Consider the following 25,877-nt stretch of genomic DNA (forward strand, 5'->3'; position numbering starts at 1 on the left):
TTCTTATTTATCGTAAAATAAGGATTTGCGAGATCTTTTTGCTCAAACTTTATTTCAAAGCTACAACTAATTCGAGAGTATGGGGAAAGTGGGCAGCGTTATTTTGCTGCTGGTGATGAAGTTCCCATTGAAGGCGTAATTCAGCCAAAATGGAAAGACGTCATTGTCGAGACAGACAGCAAAGGAATTGAAAGGGTAAATCGAATCAATTATGAAATTGCTGTCATACAATCGCTTCGCACTCGACTTCGGTGTAAAGAAATTTGGATTGAGGGTGCTGATCGATATCGAAACCCAGATGAAGATCTCCCTCAAGATTTTGAAGAGCACAAGGAAGAATATTTTCAAGCACTGAAAGTGCCTCTTGATGTAGAGCCTTTTATCAAAGATATTATACTGTTGATGAAAGATAAACTCCATTTATTGAATCAAGGGTTAAGGGATCAAAGTAACGAAAAAGTAGCGATCACTACCAGAAATAACAAGGGATGGATTAGAGTCACTCCACTTGAAAAGCAACCCGAACCCCCACATGTGACGACGCTTAAACGGGAGATTAAGAGCCGTTGGTCCGACATTAACCTATTGGATTTACTAAAAGAAACAGATTTTCACACGGAGTTTACCAAGCAATTTAAAACCACAGCCGATCGAGAGATTTTAGATCGAGAAACCATCCAACGACGGCTTCTACTAAGTTTATTTGGATTAGGAACGAATACAGGTTTGAAAACTGTTTCTGCTGGAAACCACCTAGATGGTTATCGGGAACTTCGATATATCCGTCAAAAATTTATTCATAAAGACCATTTGCGAAAAGCCAACGCAGAGGTTACCAACCATATCATCTACAATCGAATGAAAGAGGTATGGGGAGAAGCTACCACTGCATGTGCTTCCGATTCAAAACATTTTGGTTCTTGGGATCAGAACCTACTCTCTGAATGGCATCCTCGTTATAAGAAACATGGAGTCATGATCTATTGGCATACAGATCGAAAGTCAGCTTGTATTTATTCTCAGCTAAAGTCCTGCCTTTCTTCGGAAGTGGCAGCTATGATGGAAGGAGTTCTTCGGCACTGTACGGATATGGAAGTTGACAGAAATTATGTCGATACACACGGACAAAGTGTCGTTGCTTTTGCTTTTTGTCATCTACTTGGTTTTAAACTGATGCCACGCTTTAAAAATATCGGGTCTCAAAAGCTATATCGTCCAGAAGCCGGCATGAATGAGGAATATCCTCACCTGCAACCGACTTTAAGTAGACCGATTAACTGGGATCTTATTCGGCAACAGTATGAACAAATCATTAAGTTTGCAACTGCTCTACGGTTAGGTACTGCTTCTGCCGAATCCATATTAAAGCGATTTACAAGGGATACGAAACATCCAACCTATCAGGCTTTATGTGAATTAGGAAAAGCGATTAAAACGATCTTTTTATGTGATTATTTACACTATGAAGAGATTCGAAGAGAGATCCATGAAGGATTAAATACAGTGGAACAATGGAACTCAGTGAATACTTATATTTTCTATGGGAAAAACAGTGAGATTCGTTCCAATTCGATAGAAGATCAAGAGGTGTCTGCCTTATCACTTCAATTGCTGCAAAATTGCTTAGTCTATATGAATACCTTAATGGTACAAGAGGTTCTTTATGACAACAACCAATATTGGTTGAAGAAAATGACTCCAGAAGATTTTAGGGGATTAACACCTTTATTTTATCATCATGTCAATCCATACGGAACTTTTGAACTCAATATGAATCAGCGAATACCTATTAAGTTGAAGGTGTCGTAGTTTTTTATCATTTTGATCGGTGACAAAAGCCAGCTAATATCCCATCAAGATATTAGCTTGAGGACTTTGAGGTTGATGCGAGAAAAATTCATATACGTGATCGAGGTGAATTGTCCAATCTAGCTGAAATTAAAACGGTATGTAGTCCCCGTAGTATTGATGTATCTGCACAATGATAGGGTGCTTGCCTTGCTTACTTTTTTATCAACTGATAGTTATACTTTTAAAATCATAACTCTGAAAATACCCCCTTATCTAGCAATGATTTTTGCAAAACTTAAGACATAAGGTAAGCATCACTTTTCCCTTTTTGGGAGCTAACTCTGCTTTGTTTTTCCTTTTAAATAAGAGATACCTAGTAACAAAAATGGAATAGGAAACAGGACAATCATATATGCGTAAATATCTAATGTTTTATCTAGCCGAAGATGTTCTTTTGATAAATAGTACGTACCAAGGAATACGAGTAAAACAAACCCCGTAAATCCAAATCGTCTTATCCACTTTGAGGAAACCTTTGATACAGTTATATCATAAGCGATTCGGAAGTATAGACTGCAGCGTATGTATGTCCCTACAGCCATTAATAGTAATCCATAAATATCAAAACGATCAATGAATCCTAAACTAATAATTCGTACTGACTCTAATGCGGGGTATACAGAATTATCAGCCTGACCTAATCCGAAAATCGTAATACTACCTATAGTTGTTGAAAACATCATAAGTGCATTTAACAAAATTCCAATACTCCATAGTAAAAACATTCGTTTTTCACGAATGTTTTGAATGGGTAGAAATAAAAGTAGTAATAATTCTACCCATATACTTAAAATTATCAAAGATCCCCATAATATTGGATTCCAACCAAACTCAAATATAGGTTGGAGCTCACTCCAATCTTTCATTGGTCTGTCCAAAATCGTGACTGTATGTCCAGTCGCCATAGCAATTATTGCTAGTATTCCTGCCGTTAATGCAATTCTTTTAATACCTTTTGAAGCTGCATAAACAAAGAATAACAAAAACCAGACCAGTATAGCCAATCGTGGTGTCTCAGGAAAAAAGGCAATGTAGATAAAATCAACTAACAAAGCAAACGAGAAAATTGTTAAAAATAAAAAGTAGATAATGAAAATTATCTTTATCATCACTCCAAAAGGTTTTCCTAATAAATTGTGAAGCATATCAGAAATATTTTGTTTTGGGTATTTAAGTCTCAAACGATAAATGGAGATTGCCAACGTAAATGCTGCCGGAAGTGATATAATTATGGAAATCCAAGCATCTCTCCCAGCAACATCGAGCATTAACGGAAGAATCACGACATGTCCCATGATTGGAAGCGTCATTATTAATAAAAAAAGTGTCTCCCATTTCGTTAACATATCAGTAATCTCCTTCTTCATTGTCCATAGAATCTATCGTTTATAAGGGTTGTTATAAGGCTTTTTGTGATTTTTTTCTACACTTTTATTAATAAGACCTTGATGAGTAATATTTGTATGAACATCAATCATTATATCTGCATTAGAAAAAATCTCATTCCATTCAGATTGGACATTTTTCCATTGTTTAGGATATTTTCTGTAGGTTTCCAGTCCAATTCCTGATATATCAGTCTTTATTACCTTTTGAAGCTTATTCAAAGTTAAACGTACGGATTTTTCAGTCTGATTTGATACTTCTTCTTCAACTTTACTTATCCATTGATCATTTATATTCCTATTCGTAGTATTATCAGCTAAAGTTCCCTCTATCTCGATTTTCAGATATGCTTCAAGCTGATTACCATCTAATGTTGGATTTATTTCCGTTTCTAATTTCTTTATCTCTACAGAGATCTTCTCCTTGTCATTCAGAGATACAGTTTTACCTCGAGATACAGTTTTACTTCCGCCTTTTACCTTGTTTAAAAGGACATTCAGCCCAACAGTTTCATCTGTATTCAGTTTACCGACCATTTTATAAGTGTTAATAACAGCAGTGCCGTCTATTGAAGTAATTGCTTTACCCTTTTCTTTTCTTGTTCGAATTATCGGCAAATAGGCATTAGGAATAGGGCCCTCAATTAACTTATAAAATTCATACATTTTTACGGATGTAAATTCAGCAATATATTGTGTTTGTTCTAAAGCAGAAACTATTTCTGCCGAAGAAAGATCTTCATAAAGTGTAGAAGTACCCAAAATATCAATTGGCTTTTCTTCTGTAATGAAAAGATAACTATTCAAACGAAACATTTGATCGCGTCTGCTTTCATCAAGGTAGTCAATAAAATTATCTTTTGCTAATTCCTCACCAATCACCCATAAACGAGTATGCTCAAAATAAAGCCGACGTTTCGCATCTTTTATGAATTCTCTTGCGCCTTGTATCAATGAGTCCGCGTCTCTTTCTAATAGAATATTTTGGCCATTTCCTCCGCCCCCCTCTCCTCCACCTTGTTCACTTGGTCCAGTTGGTTTTATGATTTCGACGCTAATTCGTAATTGTCCGTCAGATTTATCCAACCCTATCCCATGTACAAGTGCTGATTTATCAAGTTCTTGACTACTCCAACAGCCGGTTAATAAAAATAATAATGGGATGATAGTTAGTATCCTTACCATCATTTATCACCTGTTTTAGGTAATGATCTAATTCTAGTCTTACGCTGATTCGGTATACTTTTTGGTCGCTGTTTTTTCCACCTCAACGGCAAACGAATCAGTGAATCTTTCCAATCCTGAAAATAAAAAGGTGCAAATGGCGCCATAAATGGAATCCCAAACGATGTTAAAGAGATCATATGTGTTAATAAACCGAGCATGGCGACAATTAGTCCATATCCCCCGAATAAGCTACTAGCAATAAATAATCCTATCCTAAGAAGTGCGGTGACGTCTGCAATTGGGGTGATAACAAATGCAGCAATGTACGATATGGATACAACAATAATGGTCGGTGCACCAACAAGTCCGGCTGAGACTGAGACTTGTCCCAGAATCAAAGCACCAACAATACTTAACGCTGAGCCAATTTGTTGAGGAAGTCTGACACCAGCCTCACGGACAACTTCAAACATTAAAATCATCATGGCAATTTCCATTGCTAGAGGGAATGGGACCGTCTCTCGCGCTTGAATAATAGGGACAATCATATCAGATGGAATCATCACCTTATGAAAATTAATAGCTGCAATATAAATGCCTGGTAAAGAAATACTGATTACAAATGACACGAAACGCAGCATTCGAATGAAGGAACTATAATAGGGTCGAGAACTGTAATCTTCTATACTTTTTATATTTTCAAGAAATAGGGATGGAACAAACAAACTGACCGAATCCCCATTTACAATGATCACAATTCTTCCTTCCATTAATAAGGCTGAAGCTTTGTCAGGACGTTCTGTATTTCCAATCGTAGGGAAGATTGAAAAGGGATGGTCTTCGATGAATTGTTCGATTTCCCCTGAATTATTTATCTCATCCACTTTAATTTGTTCTAATCTTTGTTTGATCCGTTCAATCAATTTTGGATCCGCAATGTCCTTTACATATCCGATTGTAATATCCGTTTGACTATATTCACCAATTTTAATTGTTTCAAACTGTAAAGAAGGATGTGGGATTCTTCGCCGTAACAATGCAATATTAGTAGGTGATGATTCAATAAATCCGTCATGTGCTCCTCTCACAGCTCGATCAGATTGAGGTTCGGAGATTGCTCGAACCTCGTACCCTGGTGCATTTAGCAGTAATCCTTCACTATACCCATCCAGTAATAGTAACGTATTTCCCTTCAGTATTTGGTATACAGATTTTTCTAGATTATTTTCCTTCTTTGTGTTAAAAATAGAAATTCTTTCTTTTACTTGTTTTAATTCTTCTCCCATAGTGCTATCTAGAGATTCCTTAGTCAGTGGCTCTAATACATTATTGCGAATGGCATCTTCATCAATTAACCCGTCTACTATAACTAGTAGAGCTTTCAATGTGCGACCGTCATGTAATGGAATGATGAAATCATGAAAAATGATATCATCACTTGAATCTAACAGTTGTTTTAGTTTTTCTTCATTTTTATGAACATCCGATGAGAACAAAATTGAATTATTAAATTGTTCTTCCTGTGTCCATTTAGTATTTTGCTTCATTTTTTGCATAATGGATTTAATTTTTAAATAACGCATAGTTTAACCCATCCTAGAAAAGTTTGTTTTTTATACTGTTATTATGGCTTTTATAACTAATAATATGTGCCGTTTTTGGAAATGATATGTTAATGATTTTTGCGCGAATTACATTAATTTACTGGGAATTTATTAATATAGAAAGGTGGGGAGTAAGGTGGATCAAACAAAGTTAATAAAATGATGATAGCTCTTAATATGAATTTTTCATGGTTATTGGGTATATTGGCCGGTTTAAATATTATTTTTTTTCCGTATGCAGGGGAAGATTCTCTTTTCCAGGCTTGGGCTAAAATATGTCTTATTACATTTTTTCAATGAAGACGAACAAATAACAAGAACAAAATAGGTTATATAAGCATGGTATACATATGAGTGAAGACATTATTAAAAATGTCCTTGGCACAAAACCAAGAGCTAGACATAAAGAGCAATATATTAATAATTAAGATCAATGCTTTTCAAATCCTATTATACATAGGGAAATCTTAAGCTTCGAATTCACTTTCTAATAATTCCTTCTCTTATTCAAGAAAATAGCCCTTTTCTTGAATAATTAACGTGTTTGAGAGGTAAATTTAATCACACTCAAGCACACATAAATTTTAAACACTAAATTAATAAACTTTTTACTCAACTAGATTACCAAAAACCAGTGTTTTTGTAATGCCCCCCCATCGCCCTGTTACCCTTTGATTTTATTAAGATTAGCAGTTACCAAAAATAATTACCAAAAGTATTATCAAATACCTTTACAATAATTGCCCCTCTAGTAAAATAAAAATATACAAGTTTATTGGAGGTTACAAATGATAATTGGTTATGCTCGGGTATCTACTATTGACCAAAATATAGATCGGCAAATTGGTATGCTTAATGAATATGGTTGTGAAAAAATAGTTGAGGAGAAATTCACTGGTACAGTTAAAGATAGAAAAGGACTTCATCAACTTTTTGATGTCATCCGGAAAGGCGATACAGTTGTAGTGGAGAGCATCTCCCGTTTAGGACGTAAAACATTGGATATCCTCAACATTATTCAACAGTTAGAAGAGATGGGGGTGCAATTCATTTCTTTAAAAGAAAATATGGATACAAGAACCTCTACAGGCAAAGCCATGTTCCAAATGATGTGTGTCATTGCAGAATTAGAAAGAAACCTTATTGCTGAGAGAGTAAAGGAAGGACTTGAAGCAAGTAAAAGGCGTGGGAAAACATTAGGTAGACCCAAGTTGGATAAAGAAAAGCTTGCTGTTGCGCTAAGGATGTATGATAGTGAGGAATATTCCATAAAGGAGATTGTCTCGGCAACTGGAATATCACAAGGTTCCTTATACAGAGCAGTCAATAGAAGAAAGCTTGAAGAACTAAAAAAATAGGATTTTATTACTTCTCCAAAGTTACTTTGCGGTCTACAGCAGGAACCCTGTCACTAGGCCTAGAAGGGTGGCAGCCCTTCTTTTTATTTTATGCATTTTTTATAAGTCTTTATGATTAAAATCTAACAATTTCACTCCATTGGGAGTGACTCTTAATGTTAAGGTTTCTAACCCAAGAGGCGGGTTATGCGCTCCAACGAAAGTTCGGTATTGGACTTTGACGGTAAAATCATATACTCCTTTATTAACCTCTTTTTCTTCAGGAGTCTCCCCAGGTACATTTCTTTTTATACTAATAATTTTCGCATCAAATAAATCATAGGAACGATCGGTTCCGACTTTTTCATTTATAATTTTATAAACATAAGGGTTCAGTAAAGTTAAATAAGAGTCATATAAATTCTCATTATTAATCGAGTTAACATTTGCGCTTCCTACAAGAGGTTGGGTAAATAAATATATTCCTAAGAGAGCTATTAGAATTTTTGATTTCATTTTATTACTCCTTGTACAACGAAATTAACTACCATAAAATTAACATTCCTAAATTTTTATATAAATATTCACTTGTATGCCAATTTGGGGTGTTTTGCAGAAATTCTCTTTTAAAAGGTTTATCTGCAGAACAGTTTAATCTTTTTTGCCCAACCAATTATTAATGGCTACTTTTACATTCGTGGTCGTGTCTTTTACTTCGTCAAAAATAAAGGACAATAAATTGAACCACGATATTTCTTCGTTGTATGGATTATTTTTACTTACATACTTCATGACACGTTTTAATTCATCCATGCGTGATTGATCGAGTTGTTCATGCAAGAATAATTTCACCATGGCATTCAATAAGTTTGCATTCCGCACGCTGGCATCTAGTAATAAAGCGGTTGCTTTGGATGGTGTGACGTCTAAGGCGTCAGACAGCTTGCGAATGTCCTCATACGTCCATTGCGTGAATCGAACCGAGACCCGTTCATTTTTAGGCGATTGATACTTTCTTTGTAGCGACTCCCTTTCCAGTTGTCCAAAGAACGTAGTATTGAAAAACTGGTAATCTCTTCTGAAATATTGAGACAAGTATTCCATGACTTTTCTCGACTGCAAACCTTTCTCGCAAAGTATTTCTACAATATCTTTTACTGGTTGATTGGTGACATAAGACAATTGATAAATACAATTTTTTAAGTCAATGGAAATCGTCGGTTTGATATCTTTTTTTTTATCTGAACGTGTTTGTCTTTTCTTTTTCTCCCCTTCTTTCAACAAAATAATCCCCTCTTTTCGCTTGGTTTGCTTTAGAACAGTGTCATAGTGTTCTAGATTTATTTCATGTATATGAGAGATAGAGAGGAGGTATGTTTAAAAAGATTCATTGTTGACCAAACTTTTAGTAAAAGAGATTTAGGGAGGAACAACCGAAATGGAATTGACCAAAAAAGAAGCAGAAGAGTTAGCGAAAAAAATACGTGAGAATAGTAAAAAACATGGTATTCCTTTGAAGCCAAAGAAAGCGAAAAAAGCAAAATAAACAGCAATCCTTTCGTTAAGGACCGCCACCTTAAGGTGGTATTTTTCTTAAGAAAAAGGTTGTTTATAAGGCAGGTTGGCGAGCGTTTTCATGCATGTTTTCATTCATTCTTTAAAAAGAACAAATCGTGCTTTATCACTGTTTGTTGACATGTATATTTCATGACCAACAAAAGCGCAAACGAAAAGCCAGTTCCCACAAGGGTTCTGGCTTTTTGCAATTGCCGATAATAAGCAGTTATGTCTACTAAAATGTATGGGTGCTGTATATTTATTTGTCAAGAAATTATCCTTTTTAATTAGACCTTTAAGCTATAATGAAATTAAAAACAGATAGGTAGATTAAAAGGATAAGGGGATTAGAAAAGTGAAAAAAGCTATATTTATTACAGTTGCTTTATTTTTGTTAACGGGGTGCGGAGATGAGGAAGGAAAAAAAAAGAAAGTAGAAGCGGGTGAAGAAGTCGTCACCGAAGTGTCCCAACCTGAAAATACCGAAAGTAAAGAAATCAAACCTGATACAAAATCAATTGAAGGGGAAACCGAAGACGGTAGAGTGATAACAGCGTATCACTGGCATGATATCGAAGCGATGCCGAAAGCGGAAACGATACTGGAAGCGGTAGAAACGATATACGGAAAAGACCGTTATTATTATGAGGATACGAAAACAAAAATAGATTTAATGAAGCATATTTTTGAACCAGATAATGAAAAGCGTGGGTTTAATTATGAAATAGATGGAAAAGAAGAAGTGGTTTTTTTCAACAATCAATTTAACTTTGATTTAGTCATTGATAATAATGTAGATATGAGAATGGAAATGATAGACTTTATTCATTATCTGAAAGAAAGTAATTTGATTTTAACGGAAGAACAATTGAGAGATAAAGGACTTGAAAGACAATTTACTTATCAAATTCGATTATTCAACGAACGATTACCAGGTGAAAATTATAGTCAGCCGTCTATTTATTGGATGGTTAAAGCATCATCTTTGCTAGAAATGGACTTCTCAAACAAAGAAGGCATTTATAAAAAAATATATAATTTCGGACAATATGAGGGACCCTATCCGAGCGTTGACGAACAAAATCAAGAATAATAAGGAGGACTAGGTGTGGATTTAAAATAAAATCGCGACGTTTGTAAAAAAGATGCGATGTTTAAAACAAAGTTGCGATATTTATAAAAAAGATGCGAAGATTTACCCCTTTGAATATGCATTGTCCGAAGAGGGATTTTATGGTAAAAAATAACATGACGATATTCAACAATCGGGCCAGATAACGGAATAAGAATTAGCAATGAACTTCTAAATCCGCGGGACATATGATGGGTTTATAATCATATATCTTTGGAGGTATGTTTTAATGAATAACCCTTTTTATATGTATCCTTATTATTCGAACACTTATTATAGTAATGGGCAAATGTGTAATCATGATAATATGTTTGGTCTTGGCTATGGAAATATGTCATATGCTAGGCGCTATGCAAATCAATATTGGTCATATCCAAACACTCAGGGATATACTAGTTCCATATTAAATGACCATGGAAAAGAACCTTTTGTAATAAATATCAATCAGGCTGCTAAACAAAATAATACCTATCGAGATACTATATGGACCGGAAGTCATTTGCAGGTGACCTTAATGAGTATTGACGTTGGAGATGATATAGGGTTGGAAATTCACCCTAAGGTTGATCAATTTCTACGAATTGAGGAAGGTCAAGGACTTGTTCAGATGGGTAAGAGTAAAGATAACCTGAATTTTGTAAGAAATGCGGGTGATGATTTTGCCATTATAGTACCTGCCAATACTTGGCATAATGTAACCAATACAGGTAATATACCGTTAAAGCTTTATTCAATTTATGCACCACCTAATCATCCTTTTGGTACTGTTCATAGAACAAAGGCAGATGCCGAAGGTTAGAAATCTATAGTCTTCTGGAATCGGGCGCAATTATTGAATAAGGTTATACCAGAATCGGGCCAGATTGTTTAATAAATATTTTTTTGTAAAAATTCAAATAATTCCATAAAACATCCTGACTAACTGCTATATTATAGGTATAGTGGAAAGGAGGGAAGTTAATGATAGAGCAATTAAAGGATATGGATGCCGATTTAAAAGAGTTCATTTGTAAAAAGCTATTCGAGGAACGCATTGGTATTAAAAATGAAATTATAAATGAATCTATAATGGACGGATTTGATGAACAGAATGTCCTAAATGGACTCGATATTTTTCTGTATAATGAGCTGATATCGATACCTATGGTTCCTAATCCTGTACTTAATAAGGATATTTTAATTAATGACTCGAAATTTCATGAGTTAAAATCTAAAGGTTATCTTTAATAATTGTGCAAAGGTCGTCTCACTTGAGGTGCTTTTTATTGATAATCTTAAAAATGAAGATCAATTTAACAGAAGTTCTAATGTTCAATAATAGCGAACACGTTTCACAGTCCTAAACTAAAGAGCGCAATTCTTAAAGAGGAATTGTGCCTTTTTCAGTAATAGGTCCATTTTGTTGCAGAAAAGGGTAGGGTAGGGTAGACGATGCCATATTGTGGGCGAAGTAAGTAAGGAACAGGTAAACATTTTGGGAAACGGGGGGCGACTTTAATGTTTAATGTTGAAACGCGGACAGTTAAAGGGTATAAGGGGTTAGATATCCCCTTTACAAAACTAAGCAAAGGTAAGGATTCTAACAGCTTGGCAATAATACTACCAGGTATGGGATATACCGCACAGGCACCACTTCTTCATTACTCAACAGGGGTATTTTTACAAAAATATTTTGATGTTTTGCAGGTTAATTACCAATACAATAACAAAGTCTATGATGATTTCACAATGGAAGAAATAAGTGAAGCAATTAAATTGGATGTAAAGACTGTTCTTGATGATGTTCTAGCCAACAAAACATATGAAAATTTCTATCTGATTGGAAAATCACTTGGGACAATTGCTATGGGTTATGAATTGAATAGGGAATGCTATGAGAATGCAAAAGCAATTTGGTTGACTCCTTTAATACAAAGGGAAGATGTTTTCGGGGCAATGGTAAGAAGTAAAAATAAAAGTTTGTGCATAATTGGTGATAAAGATCCTTGTTATATTGAAGAAAGATATTCAAAAGTTATAGAAAACCAAAATGTCACCTCGGTATTAATTCCAAATGTTAATCATGGCCTGGAATATGACGGTAACACTGTGGAATCAATAGATGTACTAAAGGGTGTCATAGCTGAGGTTGAACAATTTTAGAAAGCTGGTATTTTCACCTTTTTTAGGTCATTCCGCATTAAGCACTTTTCTTAGGTTACTGTTCACTTTTTTTGTTCAACTTAAAAATAATAGACCAATTTGAATACTAGGTGATTATTTATGAATAACTATCAATGGGTAGGAAGCCAAAAACACTATGTAGATGAAGTTCATACTAATTTGTTGAACAATAATATTGTAGTAGGTCATTTCGGTGGTAACTCAACGACTGGACAATTCAAGAACGAAGATGGATGTTTAATTTGGATGGATCAAGATGAAGATTGGGAGTTTGTCATTATTCTGGATGCCCATAATACGGCACAAAGTGCAGAACTGGTTCTTAAAACTATTGGAAATGAACAAGCCCAAGTGCGGCGAATCTTAAAGATGCGAACGGGAGAGACCTTTGATAATATTTCCACTCTCATTTTGAATGCTTTTCGTAGTAAGGGCTTCCATGAATCTTGTAAAAATATTCAAGGAGAAACTGCCTGTCTATTTGTTGTTAGAAAAGGTAAATTTCTTTGGTGGCTATCTATAGGTGATTGTATTCTCTATTTATTTCATCCTGAACTTAGAGCGCTAGGGGAATTCCAACAGAATCATAGAAGTTTCTATGAGTGGGTAGGTCAAAGGAATACCTTTGAATTAACAGTACCTTGCTACAGTACTGGAAGGAAAGAATTGCGGAAAGGTGAAAATCATATTTTCTTAACAACTGATGGACTTGTTGAATGCCCGGATACTAATTTTAACAATCCAATGGAAATTATTAATAAATTTGTCGGGATACCAAATCAAGACGGTGTTAAAGGATTATTGGAGGAAATTAAGAACAATAACGTACGGGATAGTACAACAATAATTTCCTGGAAAGTGACAATCAACGATTCGGCTACGTTACCTAGTGTCATATAATCGGACAACTAAATTGCATCTATTCCCAGAATACTTTGAAATGGGTAATCGGAAAATACCGGTATACAGCAATCGGGCGCTTTTCAAGAACAAGGAAAGCTCTCTTTTTGTAGTAAATGATTTGAGTTAGTTTGTATATTTTGAAATAATTGGTATTAAGCAATAGGACATTACTTTTGTATAAGGCTTAAAATAATTAATTCAAATTAAGCGAGGGTAAGAATTATGGGTAATGAAGAAGATAATGCAATAATAAATGAAGATAAACTTTCACAGTGGTATGCACCTGGTTCACCTTGGGAAATTCCTAGTCTGAATGTTGGTGAGAAAATTACTTTTACGTTAATACCTAGTGTACATAATAACCTTACAGAGAAACTTCCAATGACCTTAACAATTGAGAATGTTGTTACCTATCAGGAATTTGCCTTTCGTTTAGATTCACAACAAATTCTAATATCAATTACATTAAAAGATGAATCAAATGGAACAAGAGTAACAATGAATTCGGAAGGTTTTGCTGCCTCTTTAGAAAATTTGAAAGCCTTAGTAGAAGGGAATAAAATACGTAATATTTAATAAAGGTTATTCAATTATAGGACGCTTTAGTTGAATAAGAATAACTAAAAAAGTCGATTCCTTGAGATGGAAATCGGCTTTTTTAATGGGTGAAGTTTCCTTACCGTTGTATATCCGCATTTTCTAACGCTACCCCTTAATGGACTCTTTCGGGATTGTTCATCAATTCAATTAGTTTCGATTTTGTGGTGGCAAAACTTCACCATTAAACTCCAGATCAAGATTTAATAGAATTTTATCGGCCTCATGAAGTTTGTTAAGGTCTTGCTCCGAAATAGCTTCTTGTATTAACTGTTTAGATAGGTTTAGTCTATCCTTAATAAACTGTGCTGCATTTCGTTTCTCAGCAAGTTCAATTGCTCCGTTCATATACGTTTCTATATTTTCAATTCCTTTTACGTCTGAAAAACTTGAAGTGTTTTCAAGAGAAGCATTTAGAATCATAGAAGTATTACGTATTCCATCTGAAATCGTTCCATTGTCTTCAAGATCTTCATCTAGTGCTGTGGCAACAACATCTTCGTTACTTTTAACATTATTGGATTCAAGCGCTTTGGTATTATTTCCACTGAATCCAAACCAAGCAGTCGCAATAACCACAGAAGCAATACTAGTTAGTACAATTCCTTTCATGTGAAAAACACCTCCGTATTTTATAATAACAACGCTTACCATTTTTTTCAATAAAGATAGGAGTTGTCGCCTTTTTTTGTAACTCTTAAAGCTCTATAATTATTTGTATGTTTATTTTAGTACAATGAATAAAAGAATATTAAATAGATGAATTTTTAGGGGTAGTAAGTCATACCCCTTTTGAAAATAGACCATGGCAGAGAGATTATTTTATGCTTTAGAGAAGGCCTACAAGCAAATTAACCTTTATTTCATGTACAACCCTTACGGGGTAATACCAGCAAATCTGTCACTTAGCCTGTATCTATGTTTTTAATCTCCATTATCGTTTTAGAAATTGCATTTTTGATGTATTTTCAGGGCAATTAATAATTTTTATTTTACTTCCAATTAGAGGATTAATTACAGCTATAAAAGGTACTGGATCTTTAAAATTGTTGGTATTTTTGGGAATATACTCTTACTTATTTTTCTTATAAAAGACAAACACACACCAGAATAATTTTTTGATGTGTGTTTGGTCAAACTAAATTTTATGTTTTCAAAAAATTTATTGGTTGAATCTTTGTTACCTTTTTTAAAGGTATCATAGAACCAATAATTCCGGATATTATGGGTATAATTATTGCTATTGCAATAATCCATAATGATTTGATATCTAAGCTATGATACATAAAGTAGAGAATACATATAGCAATAAATGCCCCAATAAAGCCACCAATCAAGCCTATAATTGCTCCTTCGCCTATTATTACTTTAGTGATATCCCCTTTCTTCCATCCTACCACATATAATAGGGCAAATTCCTTTTTCCGTTCTGAGAGATTTTGCCACATAAGTTCTGAAATTGTAAGTATGGATATAAAAAAAGCAATGGCAACTGAAAAATAATGCACTATATTAATTTCTAAGGCGACGTATTCTCCTAACCATGAGCTAAATAAAATATCATCTAATCTAAGAGAGATATAAATATAGACTATTAATAAAGATGTTGGAATAGCAATCGCTATTATTGAAATACTATTCCTTACTTTTCTCCTGAAGATAGAATTAATTATTAGCGATATAAGGTTTTTTACATGGATGATCGTTTTTTTGGTACTAATCTCATCGTTTTTTAATATTTCATTAGGATTAATTTTTTTTATTAGATATATGGGAATTAAAGGACCAATAATATAAATAAACAAGATAAACAATATTAAAAGTAATAATTTACTATATATAAGTTGATAGCCAGATAAAGATTGTACTAAGAATTGTACAAACAATGAAGTTATGCAAATAATAAACCCTATAAATAGAGACTCAAACAAAATTAACATTTGGATGTGTTTTACTTTCCACCCCATAGCTATTAATATTGCGAATTCTTTTTTTCTTGCTAAGAATGTTACATAAGTTGTTGAAAAGACATAAACAATCGCAACAATAATTAAGATGATTATTATTGATGAGTAGCCTAATGTAGTTTCTTGAAGAATTTGCATAGATGCACCCACTTTAATCCACGCTTGTTCCATCCATCCAATCTCTTTATTATTATTAGTTATATTCACAATAACTGGGGATGGGGATGAACCGAGCATTATATCAGCCTCTAGCCCAGTTTTTTCTTCAATTTCTGCTGCTATTTTTTCTAACTTTTGCTGGCTTTCCTCACTGAAATCAGCCACATCTTTTATTTTAATTCGGACAGAGGATATAGCTTTATCTCCTAATATTTTCTGTGCTGCTTCAATAGTAGTTAGCATGGATGGTGATTGAATTAATGGTTCATATATATTAGATGTAGGATATACATCCTCAGTGGGATTTATAGGGTTATTGTTTGAATCTAAAACGTGTGTCCCTGTCGGACTTTTATAAGTTTCCATAGGTAATTCATTTTCAGTATTTTTCGATATATCTAAATCTGTGGGATCGTACATACCAATTAAATATGGCTGTAGCCTTGGACGATTTTTAATGGAAGTTCCCTTTAATTGAGCTTCTCGAAACATAATAACGCCATCGTCAGTATTTTCATTAACACTATCTAAAGAATATGCATTTTTCCACCTATTTGGAAAAGGGCTAGTCTCGTCTTTATAGCTTAGACTACTTGTTTTCTCATATAATGGCCCACTGAGTTCCGTTGCATTTTTGACAGTGTTATTTGAAAATAAATCCAACCATTTATTATGAATATCATTTGCTGTATATTGAAAATTAGAAATTTCATTGCCGTTTATTGTATTAAGAAAAGATTCGCCACCATTTTTACTAATTTTCTCTAATGATTCTTTTCTTTCTAAATTTGATTCAAAGGGGATATCTAACTTTGTAACATTAATTTGTGTATTTTCCTTTATAGATGGGTGGGTACTTAAAATCACTGGGAATTCTGTTAGTTCTCCTTGTACACCTACATAACCTAATTCTTCTAATGTATAAGACTTTACTAAATTGTCATCAGAAAAATAGGAACTGTCAGGTGAGGAAATAACAGATTTATTTAAACCTACTAATTTGGCTTCTTCAATCGGGTCAATGCCAGCTAATAATAGAGGGGAACCTTTATAAAGATCTCCATCGAAGCTAGTAAATCCATATTTTCTGTATATTTCTGGCGTGGCTTCTTCATAAATCCCTCTAGAAAAATAACTATCTCTTGTTTTTGAGTAGTCGTTGAGTGTATTGTTTGTAGTTATTTTTTCTTCGATTTTATATATTCCTGGTTCATCTATTGATAGATTGTCTAATAATATGTTTATATTCATAAAACCTATGATACTTAGCGGGGCAGCAACTTGGATATCGTCCATGTTTTTTATGGTACGGTATTGCTCTAAAGTAATACCACCAGATATTCCACTTAAATAGTTTGGTTCAAACAGATTGTGTTCTTCAGTAATACTTTTAGTGCCGGTAGGTCGGACCACAATATGGTAAGAAGATTCCCATTTATTTTGTAGTGTATCAACAATTGTTCCTTGTTTTGTCTCAGTTAAACTAAATAGAAGGTTCATCCCACCTCCTATTAAAATTGCCCCCAACAATATTAATACAAACCTATCCTTTTTTTGTTTCCAGTTTTTAAATATGAGTGATAGGTAGCGAGCCATTTTTCCCTCTCCTTACTAATTGGATTCGCCCATCATTCATCTCAATTATTTGATCTGTTCTTTCTGCTAATGTTGTATCGTGTGTCACCAACATTATCCCGCAATTTTCCTCTTGTTGAATCTTTTTAAGCAAATTAAATATTAACTCTCCGTTCTTTGAATCCAAGTTTCCGGTAGGCTCATCTGCTAATATCCATTTGGGTTTTGTTATTAAGGCCCTAGCTATTGCAACTCTTTGTTGCTGTCCACCTGATAGCTGAAAGGGGTAGAGGTCTTTTTGATCTTTTAGACCGACTAGTTCTAATAGCTCAAATGCATTCTTTTCTCTTTCATATTCTACTTTTCTAGTTAATGTAGGAATTATTACATTTTCTAGTGCGGTTAGAGAGTCTATTAAATGATATTGCTGAAAAACAAAACCAAAATTTTCATACCTTAAATCTGCTATTTCATCTAAATTTAACTCTATAGTATCAATATCATTAATCAATATAGTGCCACTAGAAGGAGTCTCAATAGTTCCTATTAAGCTTAATAAAGTTGATTTTCCAGACCCTGAAGGGCCAAGTACGCTAATAAATTGATTATCTCTTATTTTTATATTTATATCTTGAAGTACATTAGTTTTTACTATAGATCCAAAAGTCTTTGTTATATTTTTTAATAGTATACTCAATGCTAATCCCTCCGTATGTATGTTATATAATCTTTTGTGAATTATAATTATTTGTTGTTTTCTTCAATAGGGTTATTAGAGAGTGCGCACTCTCTAATTCGCCTAGATTAGTAATAAAACCATCTTGATTTACTACAATAAATGTATAAAAAGTTTGTCCCCACCAGACTGTTTTATTCCGATGGATACTGTAGAATCACCACGTGAAAATCCACCCGATATGCTGTCCTTTTTCTTCTATCACCACTAATTATTATACACAAGTGGTATAAAATGTATATAATTGTATTTTTTAAGGAAAATAGATTTTCTCCCCATTAAAATGTTGGCTTTATCCCAGGTAAGTGTACCTTCAGGAAAATAACGATTTACAACGTTTAGCAATATCGAGCATAGAAAAACTAAAGGGTGCAAGAGTTAAAGATGAGGATCGCTGAAGCGTTCTTTTTTCTTGTTTAACAAACGGGGCATTAGTTGAAGAAGGAAAACGAATCATATTGAAGAATAAAGTATGTTGAGCATAAAATAAAGGGGGAAATCAATGCGTAATGTCATTGTTTATCTTTTGGGGTTTGGCATTTTTTTAATTGGTTGTTCAAATGAATCAAGTATTATTAAAGTTGAAGCTTATAAGGCTGAGGATATTCCTTTTGAAGAAGGGTCAGGTAGAGTTACTATTGCTGTTAATGAACCAATTTCCGATGAAGTTGCCATTTCTGACGGACTTATTGAAGTAATTGTATCGGCAAAAGGCCTGAAACATTCTGCCAATTATGAGATTTCACTTGAAGGAGAGAAAAACCAAGGAGTCGTTTTTGGACCTAAGGAAAATGTTAAAATAACTTTTGGAACAATGGTGGGAGATACTTTATTTAAGCCTAATGAGCAAGGAGAATTGTTTGTATCAATGCAAAACCCATTAAGAATTGTATTAAATGTAAAAGAAACAAGAGTAGTTGTCTCAGAGGATGGAAAAGAAATTTTAAGGACCGAACCCTTTATTGTGTCGGAAAAACTCCCTAATAAGAAATAAAGCGTTGATCCAAGAAAGGATAAACGCTTTTTTATTGAACTTCTTAGTAAGTAACGTTTTTTTTATATTCCTAGCGTATATTTTAAGGTTAATATTTTTTAAATTGAGAGTGACAAGAAAACATAATGAGTGACTCAAGGAATAAATATTATTTACACTTTGCTGAGGGGTACTTATGAAAACTCACTATTATTTAGGTTGGTTTAACAATTTTTTTCCAGAGAATCTGAGTAGGGCGTTACAGGAGGATATAACTGTTAGAAAATCGCTTGCTATGATTAGCTCGAATCCATCTGTTTTTGAAAATGATGGTGCTACTGAACGGTCGTGGCTTGAACAGGCTGGCATTATGTTTGATGAATATCATTTAATTAATTATCGCTTACAGAAGGAAGATGCCCAAACGATAATTCAAAATGCTTCCGTAATTTTCTTGTTGGGTGGCAATATTCTTAATCAAAATGGTTTTTTGATGGAGTATGAATTATCGGATTCGATTAAAAAAAGCAACGCCGTTGTAATGGGAGCAAGCGCTGGGGCAATCAACATGTCCTCTAAATGGTTATGCTCGAAAAACTTTGGAGATGAAGTTGAAATGAGCTCAGTTTACGACGGAATCGGTCTTGACAATTTTTCCGTCCTGTCTCATTTTGATCTTGAAAATAACATGGCACTGGTTCAAAGCGAACTATCTCCCCTATCGGAAGAAATAAATATTTATGCGTCGAACAAAGATTGCGCTGTACGTGTAAAAGGAGACAAAATCGACGTTTTTGGCAATGTATATTTAATTTCCGACTCAAAGATTCAGAAATTGGATGAGACGCTCTAGTTCTAGCGAATCATTATGGCTTAATTGAATTAATTTCTTTATGCACCGTCTCTATTTTAAATATAGTAAAGGAGAACGGCCACGAGTGTTGAATTGGGTCTATTTTCTACTTCACCCTTCCACAAAATATTTAGTTAAGGGTGCTTTAGTTGAATAAGAATAACTAAAAAAGTCGATTCCTTGAGATAGAAATCGGCTTTTTTAATGGGTGACTTTTCCTTAGGGTTGTAATTATACGGTTACAACGCTAAGCCCATTATCAAGACGATTCCCCTGTTTTTAACAACGTTAAGAAAGTTTAATACTGACCTTTAAAGCCAATATAAGTATGCCTTTTCATGATTTCTCTCAATCGAAATAACAGTATATTAAAGTTGTTGCAACTAGTAAATGTGGGAATTTTTAGTAAAATATAAAAGAGGAATTTTTCATTAAATGGGGAGGCGCTTTTATTGGATAAACCGATATTAAATTATGAAGATTTACTTGAAATGTTAGATCATTTCTTAAGAGAACCGAAGGAATTTTGGGAGAATTTTTACATCGATAGAAATAAAGAAATTCCTTTCTTCAAGGTAAAAGGTCCTGATGAGAATTTAGTAGAGTATTTTGAAAAGGGACTTGCTCCTAAACGAGTATTGGAATTGGGGTGTGGACCTGGGAGAAATGCTGTTTATATGGCTAAACAAGGTTGCAAGGTAGATGCTTTGGATATAGCTGAAAATGCGATTAAATGGGCGAAAGAGAGAGCAAAAGAAGAAGTAGTAGATATAAATTTCCATTGTTTATCACTTTTTGATTTTGATTTTAAGCCACATTCATATGATTTTATTTATGATTGTGGTTTGTTTCATCATTTAGCACCTCATCGTCGTTTAACATATCTAGAAATAATTAAGAGAGCATTAAAAAAAGATGGGTATTTCGGTATTGTTTGCTTCAATACTGATGGTGCTCTGGATACATCTGATTGGGAAGTTTATAAAGAAGGTAGCTTAAAAAGAGGAATAGGTTATACGGAAAAACGATTAAAAGAAGTATTTTCTAATGATTTTAAAATTATTAACTTTAGGAAGATGAAAAAGACTAATCAACCAGATGATTTATTTGGAGAAGATATCTTATGGGTAAGTTTAATGGAAAGTTTATGAAAATAAGATTAGCTAAGTTAAACAATCAGCAGCAAGTGCTGAATGTATTAATTAATGATTGGAAAGATAGATGAAGAAAATACTAGCTGTAGTTTTAATATTTTTACTTGTAGGTTGCCAACAGGTATCACAAATCAAAATCACTGTTACAATAGCTGTTGTGGATACTAGTAACAAACCGGTTCAGAATATAGAAGTTTCACTTTTAGATAAAAGTAGCGACTCTGAGCAAGGAATACAATTAGGGTCAGCAGACTCGGAAGGAACTATTACTGGAAAGTTAAAGGTAGGAGTGACTTACGAAGCGGCACTTATTATAAACGATGAAACAACTCAATATGAAGAATTTATAGTATCAGAAAAGGATTCAGAAAATCAGTTTACATTTAAACTAAGCAAGTAACAGGCGATTCGAGTTACTAATAAATGGCCTGTTAGTAAAAAGGCAAGCTTAAAATCGCTTAAAGATACATGGCTAGATTTATCAGAAGATAATCCATATAGTCAATTCTTAATTACGGTAATGGCTGGTGTTAACCAATTAGAACGAGATCTTATTCGTATGCGACAACGTGAAGGGATTGAACTAGCCAAGAAAGAAGGTAAGTTTAAAGGGAGGTTAAAGAAATATCATATAAATCATGCAGGAATGAATTATGCTTTAAAGTTATATAAAGAAGGAAACATGACTATAAATCAAATTTGTGAAATTACAAGTGTATCTAGAGCTGCTCTTTATAGAAAATTGGCAGCAGAAAAAAATAAACCTTATCCACTTGTATAAATAAAATAATAAAGGATTAAGGGCTATGGGATTAACAAATAAAACAATAGAAAAGTTAAGATTGGATATAGATAACGTTCTAAACAAAAGACTGAATTGGCAGATTGAAGAAATAAATTTGATAGGCAATGGGGTTATAAACGCGGTTTTCCTAATTAATGAGAAAAATCTAGGAAAACTTGCTGTTAGAACTCCTTGGAGATCAGAAGAAAATATGATGGATAAAAATTCAAGTGGAATTATCTCATTAAAAAAAGAAGCAATAATATCCGAGCATTGTCACAAACATCAAATACCTGTACCAAAAATTCATAAGTTGTATTTTAGTAATGAAATAAACTTTCTAGTATCTGATTTTGTATCAGGAGATGGTCAAGAGATTTCTTCCTATGATATTGGAGAACTCACATCTAAAATACATAAAGTTCCATTGGATGGTTTATCAATTGTTGACCAAAATGAGCGAAAACTAAGTAATATTGTTTCGCATAGAATAACAGGACGTGTTCATTCACTTAATAAACTAATAAATACTAATTTTATTATTCCTAGTTCAGAAGAATTGGAAGCAATTCTGAATACATCTAAAACAAAAAACAGCTTACTGCACCTTGATGTTAGACCACCAAATATAATAGGTGAAAATGGAATTATTAAAGCGATTATAGATTGGGATAATTCATTTGTCGGGAATCCAATTATGGAGTTAATGAGAATTTTTGAATCAAAAGAATTAGTTGAGGGAGAATTTATAAAGGGATATAACGATCTAGACATTATCGAAAATACTGATACAATCATACAATCCATCTATAGGCTTGATACTGCTTTAATGCTATCCATATTGTTCACCTCGTTCATAAATGATTCCGAAAAAAAAGATTACTATCTTAAACGTGTTCACTTTCTAATTGAAGAAATAAGCAATAATTTATAGTTTTTCTTCTTATTGAGTTAAACGCCGATTAGTAATAAAACAGATCCCGACCTATCTATGAATAGAGATAGGTCGGGATACTTATGATGGGAAATTCTTAACGTTGTAAATCCGCGTTTCCTGACGCTACCCATATACTAGTGATAAATTTGAAGCTGAATTCAAGTCACATTGACGCAGTAGTTCTGATGATACGGAAATCTAACTAAATTGGAATTGGAGAAAATGGCGATATGAAAATGTCAAAGACGGGTTGGTCTCTTGTTGCAGCAGCGGCAACGATAGTTCTTGGGTATGGTGCTAAAAAGGGGAAAATTCCTTCTATTTCATCTAAGGTTGTTTCTGACATAGCAACAGTTGCTTCTGATGCTGTAATTAATGAAGAAAAGTCATTTGGTGGACTTAAAGAGAGTGTAATAAATAGGATAGCTACAAATACTAATAAAGGTGTGAAAGCATTTATTGAAGGCAATGAATTAGTGTACGAGTTTAAATCTAATTCGAATAAAACGATTCTAGAGTCGAGATTTATAATAGATGCTGGTAAGTTAGTTATGACTTTTGTATCGGGAAGTTATGGAAATAAATCTAATGCACCATGGTTTTTTAGAGATAGTTTAGTAGAAGCAATGAATAAAGCCAATGAGAATTGTAAAATGATTATTTGATGGATTTTCACAAGGGAAATAGTTTTCATTCTTCAACTATCGGGGGCAATACTTGATTAACGGTATTGTTCCTTTCTTATGTCACATAAAGGGCAGGAATGTTTAATAAGAATACTATTTCTATTTCAAATAATAGGAGGGAAACCATAAGTCTAAATAGAATATGCTTTAGAAACAAATTATTATGGATTAGGTGATCTTCTTGAAAAAGACAGTCCCAAAAAAGATACATATTATTGGCTCTGTTGGAAGTGGTAAAACAACTTTAGCAAAAGAAATATCTTCAAAGTTAGATATACCGTATTACGAATTAGATAATGTAGTTTGGATAAGGAAAATGTCTGGAGATATAAGAAGAACTGATCAAGAAAGAGAAGAGTACCTAAATAGTATAATACAATCAGAAAGTTGGATAATTGAAGGAGTACACAATGAGGATTGGGTAAGCACTTGTTTCCAAAGTGCAGATTTAATTATTTTTTTAGATACAAAATATTCAATAAGAACCTACCGAATAATAAAGAGGTTCCTTAAACAAAAACTTCGATTAGAGAAATCAAATTACAGACCAACATTAGAAATATTTTTTAAAATGTTTAAATGGAACCGATATTTTGAAGAGGTAGGAAAAGTGAACTTTTTCAACAGATATGACATACATAAAGACAAGACAGAAGTTATTAACAACGCAAATAGTCTTAAGAAATACTTCAACTAACGGGGCTTTAGTTAAATAAGAATAACTAAAAAAGTCGATTCCTTGAGACGGAAATCGGCTTTTTTAATGGGTGACTTTTCCTTAACGTTGTAAATCCGCATTTTTCTGACAGTACCCTATAAGACGTCTATCCCTTAACTGTATAAATTCTTAAATACTTCGCTATCAACCTTCAAAATTAATTTGATATTCGTTCTCGATTTGTTCTCTTACCTCTTTAGTCATATCAAAATTGTATGTGTCACTTTCCCCAATTAGTCTTCTTTCAACTCTTTTAAAAGGTATAATATCTAATACTTTCCATTCCTTTTGTTCTTTGTTGAGAATAATATAAGCTTCTGTATCAAAATCAGGTGTATTTTTTATAGTCACTTCATCTTTAGATAACAAAATCGCTTTATTCGTATCTAAATGTACTAAACTAATTTCAGTTGACATTTTCTTTTCTTGATTTTGCCAATCATTATAATTCTCTTTAACTGCATTAATATCCTCTATCGGAAACTTTTCACTAAATGCTCGTATAAACATGTCATGGTCCCCTTCATTAAGAGCTGTTAAAGCATTTAAATAAGATTCTAATTGATCAGGGTACTTTTCTAATCCGTTTATTTTGATCTCTATTAACGGACTTACAATATCGCTACTAACTGCAAGATTTCCCTCTGAAAGAAATGACTCTTTATTATTGAAATCTATTTGATTCAAAGTAAAGTAAAACATTATTGTCAATAAGCCAGCAGTTAACAAGCTTGATATAGCGTAAGAAATTTTCTGTTTAAATACTCTTTTTGGAGCTGATGACCATTCAATTTTTTTTAAAACAGTAAGTTTATGTTTTTTCTCAAATTGAACTTCTTTTAATATTGTACTATTCATTTTTTCTTTAAGATTTTTAAGGTTATTTTCCATTGTAGTATTCTCCTTTCAACATTTTTTTTAGTAAACGACGACCTCTTACTAATCGAGACTTAATAGTATTTTTGTTCATCCCTAAGAGTCTTGAAATATCTTTAATCGTTAATTCCTCATAATAATAAAAAATGATAACTTCTCTATATTTAATAGGGAGAGTTATGACCTTATTAGATATAGAAATGTTCTCCTCTTTGGTAAGAATCTCACTTTCAATGGACTTTTGAGTCCTACTTTTAAAATAATTAGTCATCTTAATATTTCTATAAGACCAACTTTTTAAGTAATCTTTACATTTATTAATAGTTATTTTAAATATCCAAGTCTTATAAGAGGATTCCTCTTTAAAGTCATCCATCTTTTCAAAGCATTTTATAAACACATCTTGAGTAATGTCTTCTGCAATTTGTTTATCTCTAACATAGATAAAGGCAAGGCGCATCACAGTCTGCCCATATTCATCCATAAGCCAAATTAACTTATCTTTTTTGTTCATTTGTCTAAAAGAACTAGAATAAAGCTCTTCCTTATTCAACTCTTCCATAGGTACCAACCCCACTTTCTCTATAAGTTAGACGACGGAAAGTAAATTAAGGTGCATATAATTTTGAATTTTATAAATTTTTATTTCCCCCTTCTATCACCTGTCATTCAAGTTCCATTATATAATTAAAAAAGTCACTACCTTTTATTAGGAAGTGACTTAAAAATTTTACAAATTAGCTTAAACTAACGAGCAGGTTAA

General features: G+C 33.2%; 24 protein-coding genes and 3 pseudogenes. 17 read left to right on the forward strand and 10 right to left on the reverse strand.

Annotation, left to right across the window (positions count from 1 at the left end; all coding sequences use genetic code 11):
- Positions 1-51 precede the first annotated feature (51 nt).
- A pseudogene (locus tag LG276_RS05385) lies at positions 52-1,809 on the forward strand (Tn3 family transposase); the annotation flags it as partial.
- A gap of 56 nt (positions 1,810-1,865) precedes the next feature.
- A pseudogene (locus LG276_RS05390) lies at positions 1,866-1,982 on the forward strand (transposase); the annotation flags it as partial.
- Between the two features lie 144 nt (positions 1,983-2,126).
- On the opposite strand, the gene LG276_RS05395 reads toward LG276_RS05390, so the two are convergent.
- Genes LG276_RS05395 through LG276_RS05405 form a run of 3 tightly spaced genes read right to left on the reverse strand, consistent with a single transcriptional unit; the run spans position 2,127 to position 5,986 of the window.
- Complete coding sequence (locus tag LG276_RS05395; RefSeq protein WP_281203336.1) at positions 2,127-3,197, reverse strand: endospore germination permease; 1,071 nt, start codon at positions 3,195-3,197, stop codon at positions 2,127-2,129.
- 33 nt (positions 3,198-3,230) lie between these two features.
- A complete protein-coding gene (locus LG276_RS05400) occupies positions 3,231-4,421 on the reverse strand; it encodes a Ger(x)C family spore germination protein (RefSeq protein ID WP_341104058.1) in 1,191 nt (396 codons plus the stop codon).
- Positions 4,421-5,986, reverse strand: a complete 1,566-nt coding sequence (locus LG276_RS05405) for a spore germination protein (RefSeq protein WP_095373807.1) — start codon at positions 5,984-5,986, stop codon at positions 4,421-4,423. Before LG276_RS05405 ends, LG276_RS05400 begins: the two co-directional genes overlap by 1 nt.
- A gap of 809 nt (positions 5,987-6,795) precedes the next feature.
- Here LG276_RS05405 and LG276_RS05410 point away from each other — a divergent pair.
- Positions 6,796-7,365 (forward strand): recombinase family protein, encoded by a 570-nt coding sequence (locus LG276_RS05410; protein WP_095373808.1) that lies wholly within the window; start codon positions 6,796-6,798, stop codon positions 7,363-7,365.
- Between the two features lie 99 nt (positions 7,366-7,464).
- Here LG276_RS05410 and LG276_RS05415 read toward each other — a convergent pair whose 3' ends face one another.
- Positions 7,465-7,860 (reverse strand): DUF3888 domain-containing protein, encoded by a 396-nt coding sequence (locus tag LG276_RS05415; protein WP_224938897.1) that lies wholly within the window; start codon positions 7,858-7,860, stop codon positions 7,465-7,467.
- Positions 7,861-7,995: 135 nt separating this feature from the next.
- The gene (locus LG276_RS05420; RefSeq protein ID WP_251163443.1) at positions 7,996-8,625 is read right to left on the reverse strand and encodes a hypothetical protein; all 630 of its coding nucleotides are present in this window, start codon (positions 8,623-8,625) and stop codon (positions 7,996-7,998) included.
- Between the two features lie 631 nt (positions 8,626-9,256).
- On the opposite strand from LG276_RS05420, the gene LG276_RS05425 reads away from it, so the two are divergent.
- The 6 genes from LG276_RS05425 (at position 9,257) to LG276_RS05450 (ending at position 13,675) form a co-directional block, all read left to right on the forward strand.
- Entirely contained in the window at positions 9,257-9,994 is a 738-nt protein-coding gene (locus tag LG276_RS05425; protein WP_224938899.1) for a membrane lipoprotein lipid attachment site-containing protein, read from the forward strand.
- A gap of 268 nt (positions 9,995-10,262) precedes the next feature.
- Positions 10,263-10,832, forward strand: a complete 570-nt coding sequence (locus tag LG276_RS05430; RefSeq protein ID WP_223254522.1) for a cupin domain-containing protein — start codon at positions 10,263-10,265, stop codon at positions 10,830-10,832.
- Positions 10,833-10,993: 161 nt separating this feature from the next.
- Complete coding sequence (locus tag LG276_RS05435; RefSeq protein WP_281202738.1) at positions 10,994-11,260, forward strand: hypothetical protein; 267 nt, start codon at positions 10,994-10,996, stop codon at positions 11,258-11,260.
- A 270-nt stretch (positions 11,261-11,530) separates the two neighbouring features.
- On the forward strand, positions 11,531-12,175 hold the full coding sequence (locus tag LG276_RS05440; RefSeq protein ID WP_281202739.1) for an alpha/beta hydrolase: 645 nt from the start codon (positions 11,531-11,533) through the stop codon (positions 12,173-12,175).
- Positions 12,176-12,295: 120 nt separating this feature from the next.
- Positions 12,296-13,096, forward strand: coding sequence for a protein phosphatase 2C domain-containing protein (locus tag LG276_RS05445; RefSeq protein WP_281202740.1), 801 nt, complete (start codon positions 12,296-12,298; stop codon positions 13,094-13,096).
- Between the two features lie 225 nt (positions 13,097-13,321).
- A complete protein-coding gene (locus tag LG276_RS05450; RefSeq protein WP_281202741.1) occupies positions 13,322-13,675 on the forward strand; it encodes an SRPBCC domain-containing protein in 354 nt (117 codons plus the stop codon).
- A gap of 171 nt (positions 13,676-13,846) precedes the next feature.
- Here the strand turns inward: LG276_RS05450 and LG276_RS05455 are convergent, their stop codons facing one another.
- The 3 genes from LG276_RS05455 to LG276_RS05465 form a co-directional block, all read right to left on the reverse strand.
- The gene (locus tag LG276_RS05455) at positions 13,847-14,308 is read right to left on the reverse strand and encodes a hypothetical protein (RefSeq protein WP_281202742.1); all 462 of its coding nucleotides are present in this window, start codon (positions 14,306-14,308) and stop codon (positions 13,847-13,849) included.
- 533 nt (positions 14,309-14,841) lie between these two features.
- On the reverse strand, positions 14,842-17,418 hold the full coding sequence (locus tag LG276_RS05460; RefSeq protein ID WP_281202743.1) for an FtsX-like permease family protein: 2,577 nt from the start codon (positions 17,416-17,418) through the stop codon (positions 14,842-14,844).
- Complete coding sequence (locus LG276_RS05465) at positions 17,390-18,094, reverse strand: ABC transporter ATP-binding protein (protein WP_281202744.1); 705 nt, start codon at positions 18,092-18,094, stop codon at positions 17,390-17,392. Before LG276_RS05465 ends, LG276_RS05460 begins: the two co-directional genes overlap by 29 nt.
- A 541-nt stretch (positions 18,095-18,635) precedes the next feature.
- On the opposite strand from LG276_RS05465, the gene LG276_RS05470 reads away from it, so the two are divergent.
- The 8 genes and pseudogenes from LG276_RS05470 to LG276_RS05505 all read left to right on the forward strand — a co-directional run bounded on the left by LG276_RS05470 (position 18,636) and on the right by LG276_RS05505 (position 24,217).
- On the forward strand, positions 18,636-19,127 hold the full coding sequence (locus LG276_RS05470) for a hypothetical protein (RefSeq protein WP_281202745.1): 492 nt from the start codon (positions 18,636-18,638) through the stop codon (positions 19,125-19,127).
- Between the two features lie 175 nt (positions 19,128-19,302).
- Positions 19,303-19,959: a Type 1 glutamine amidotransferase-like domain-containing protein gene (locus tag LG276_RS05475; protein WP_281202746.1), complete on the forward strand. Its 657-nt coding sequence runs from the start codon at positions 19,303-19,305 to the stop codon at positions 19,957-19,959.
- Between the two features lie 452 nt (positions 19,960-20,411).
- Positions 20,412-21,110 carry a bifunctional 2-polyprenyl-6-hydroxyphenol methylase/3-demethylubiquinol 3-O-methyltransferase UbiG gene (locus LG276_RS05480; RefSeq protein WP_281202747.1) on the forward strand — a complete coding sequence of 233 codons (699 nt, stop codon included), beginning with the start codon at positions 20,412-20,414 and terminating at the stop codon, positions 21,108-21,110.
- A 70-nt stretch (positions 21,111-21,180) separates the two neighbouring features.
- The gene (locus LG276_RS05485) at positions 21,181-21,513 is read left to right on the forward strand and encodes a DUF2606 family protein (protein WP_281202748.1); all 333 of its coding nucleotides are present in this window, start codon (positions 21,181-21,183) and stop codon (positions 21,511-21,513) included.
- 36 nt (positions 21,514-21,549) lie between these two features.
- Positions 21,550-21,894: pseudogene (locus LG276_RS05490) on the forward strand (helix-turn-helix domain-containing protein); the annotation flags it as partial.
- Positions 21,895-21,919: 25 nt separating this feature from the next.
- A complete protein-coding gene (locus LG276_RS05495; RefSeq protein ID WP_251163505.1) occupies positions 21,920-22,831 on the forward strand; it encodes an aminoglycoside phosphotransferase family protein in 912 nt (303 codons plus the stop codon).
- Positions 22,832-23,064: 233 nt separating this feature from the next.
- The gene (locus LG276_RS05500) at positions 23,065-23,499 is read left to right on the forward strand and encodes a hypothetical protein (RefSeq protein WP_404293747.1); all 435 of its coding nucleotides are present in this window, start codon (positions 23,065-23,067) and stop codon (positions 23,497-23,499) included.
- A 202-nt stretch (positions 23,500-23,701) separates the two neighbouring features.
- The gene (locus LG276_RS05505; protein WP_281202750.1) at positions 23,702-24,217 is read left to right on the forward strand and encodes an AAA family ATPase; all 516 of its coding nucleotides are present in this window, start codon (positions 23,702-23,704) and stop codon (positions 24,215-24,217) included.
- Positions 24,218-24,382: 165 nt separating this feature from the next.
- Here LG276_RS05505 and LG276_RS05510 read toward each other — a convergent pair whose 3' ends face one another.
- Positions 24,383-25,129 carry a hypothetical protein gene (locus tag LG276_RS05510; RefSeq protein WP_404293749.1) on the reverse strand — a complete coding sequence of 249 codons (747 nt, stop codon included), beginning with the start codon at positions 25,127-25,129 and terminating at the stop codon, positions 24,383-24,385.
- Complete coding sequence (locus LG276_RS05515) at positions 25,119-25,676, reverse strand: sigma-70 family RNA polymerase sigma factor (RefSeq protein WP_281202752.1); 558 nt, start codon at positions 25,674-25,676, stop codon at positions 25,119-25,121. Before LG276_RS05515 ends, LG276_RS05510 begins: the two co-directional genes overlap by 11 nt.
- Between the last annotated feature and the right edge of the window lie 201 nt (positions 25,677-25,877).

The sequence above is a fragment of the Cytobacillus kochii genome (genome assembly GCF_044790165.1).
Classification (GTDB): Bacteria; Bacillota; Bacilli; order Bacillales; family Cytobacillaceae; genus Cytobacillus; species Cytobacillus kochii.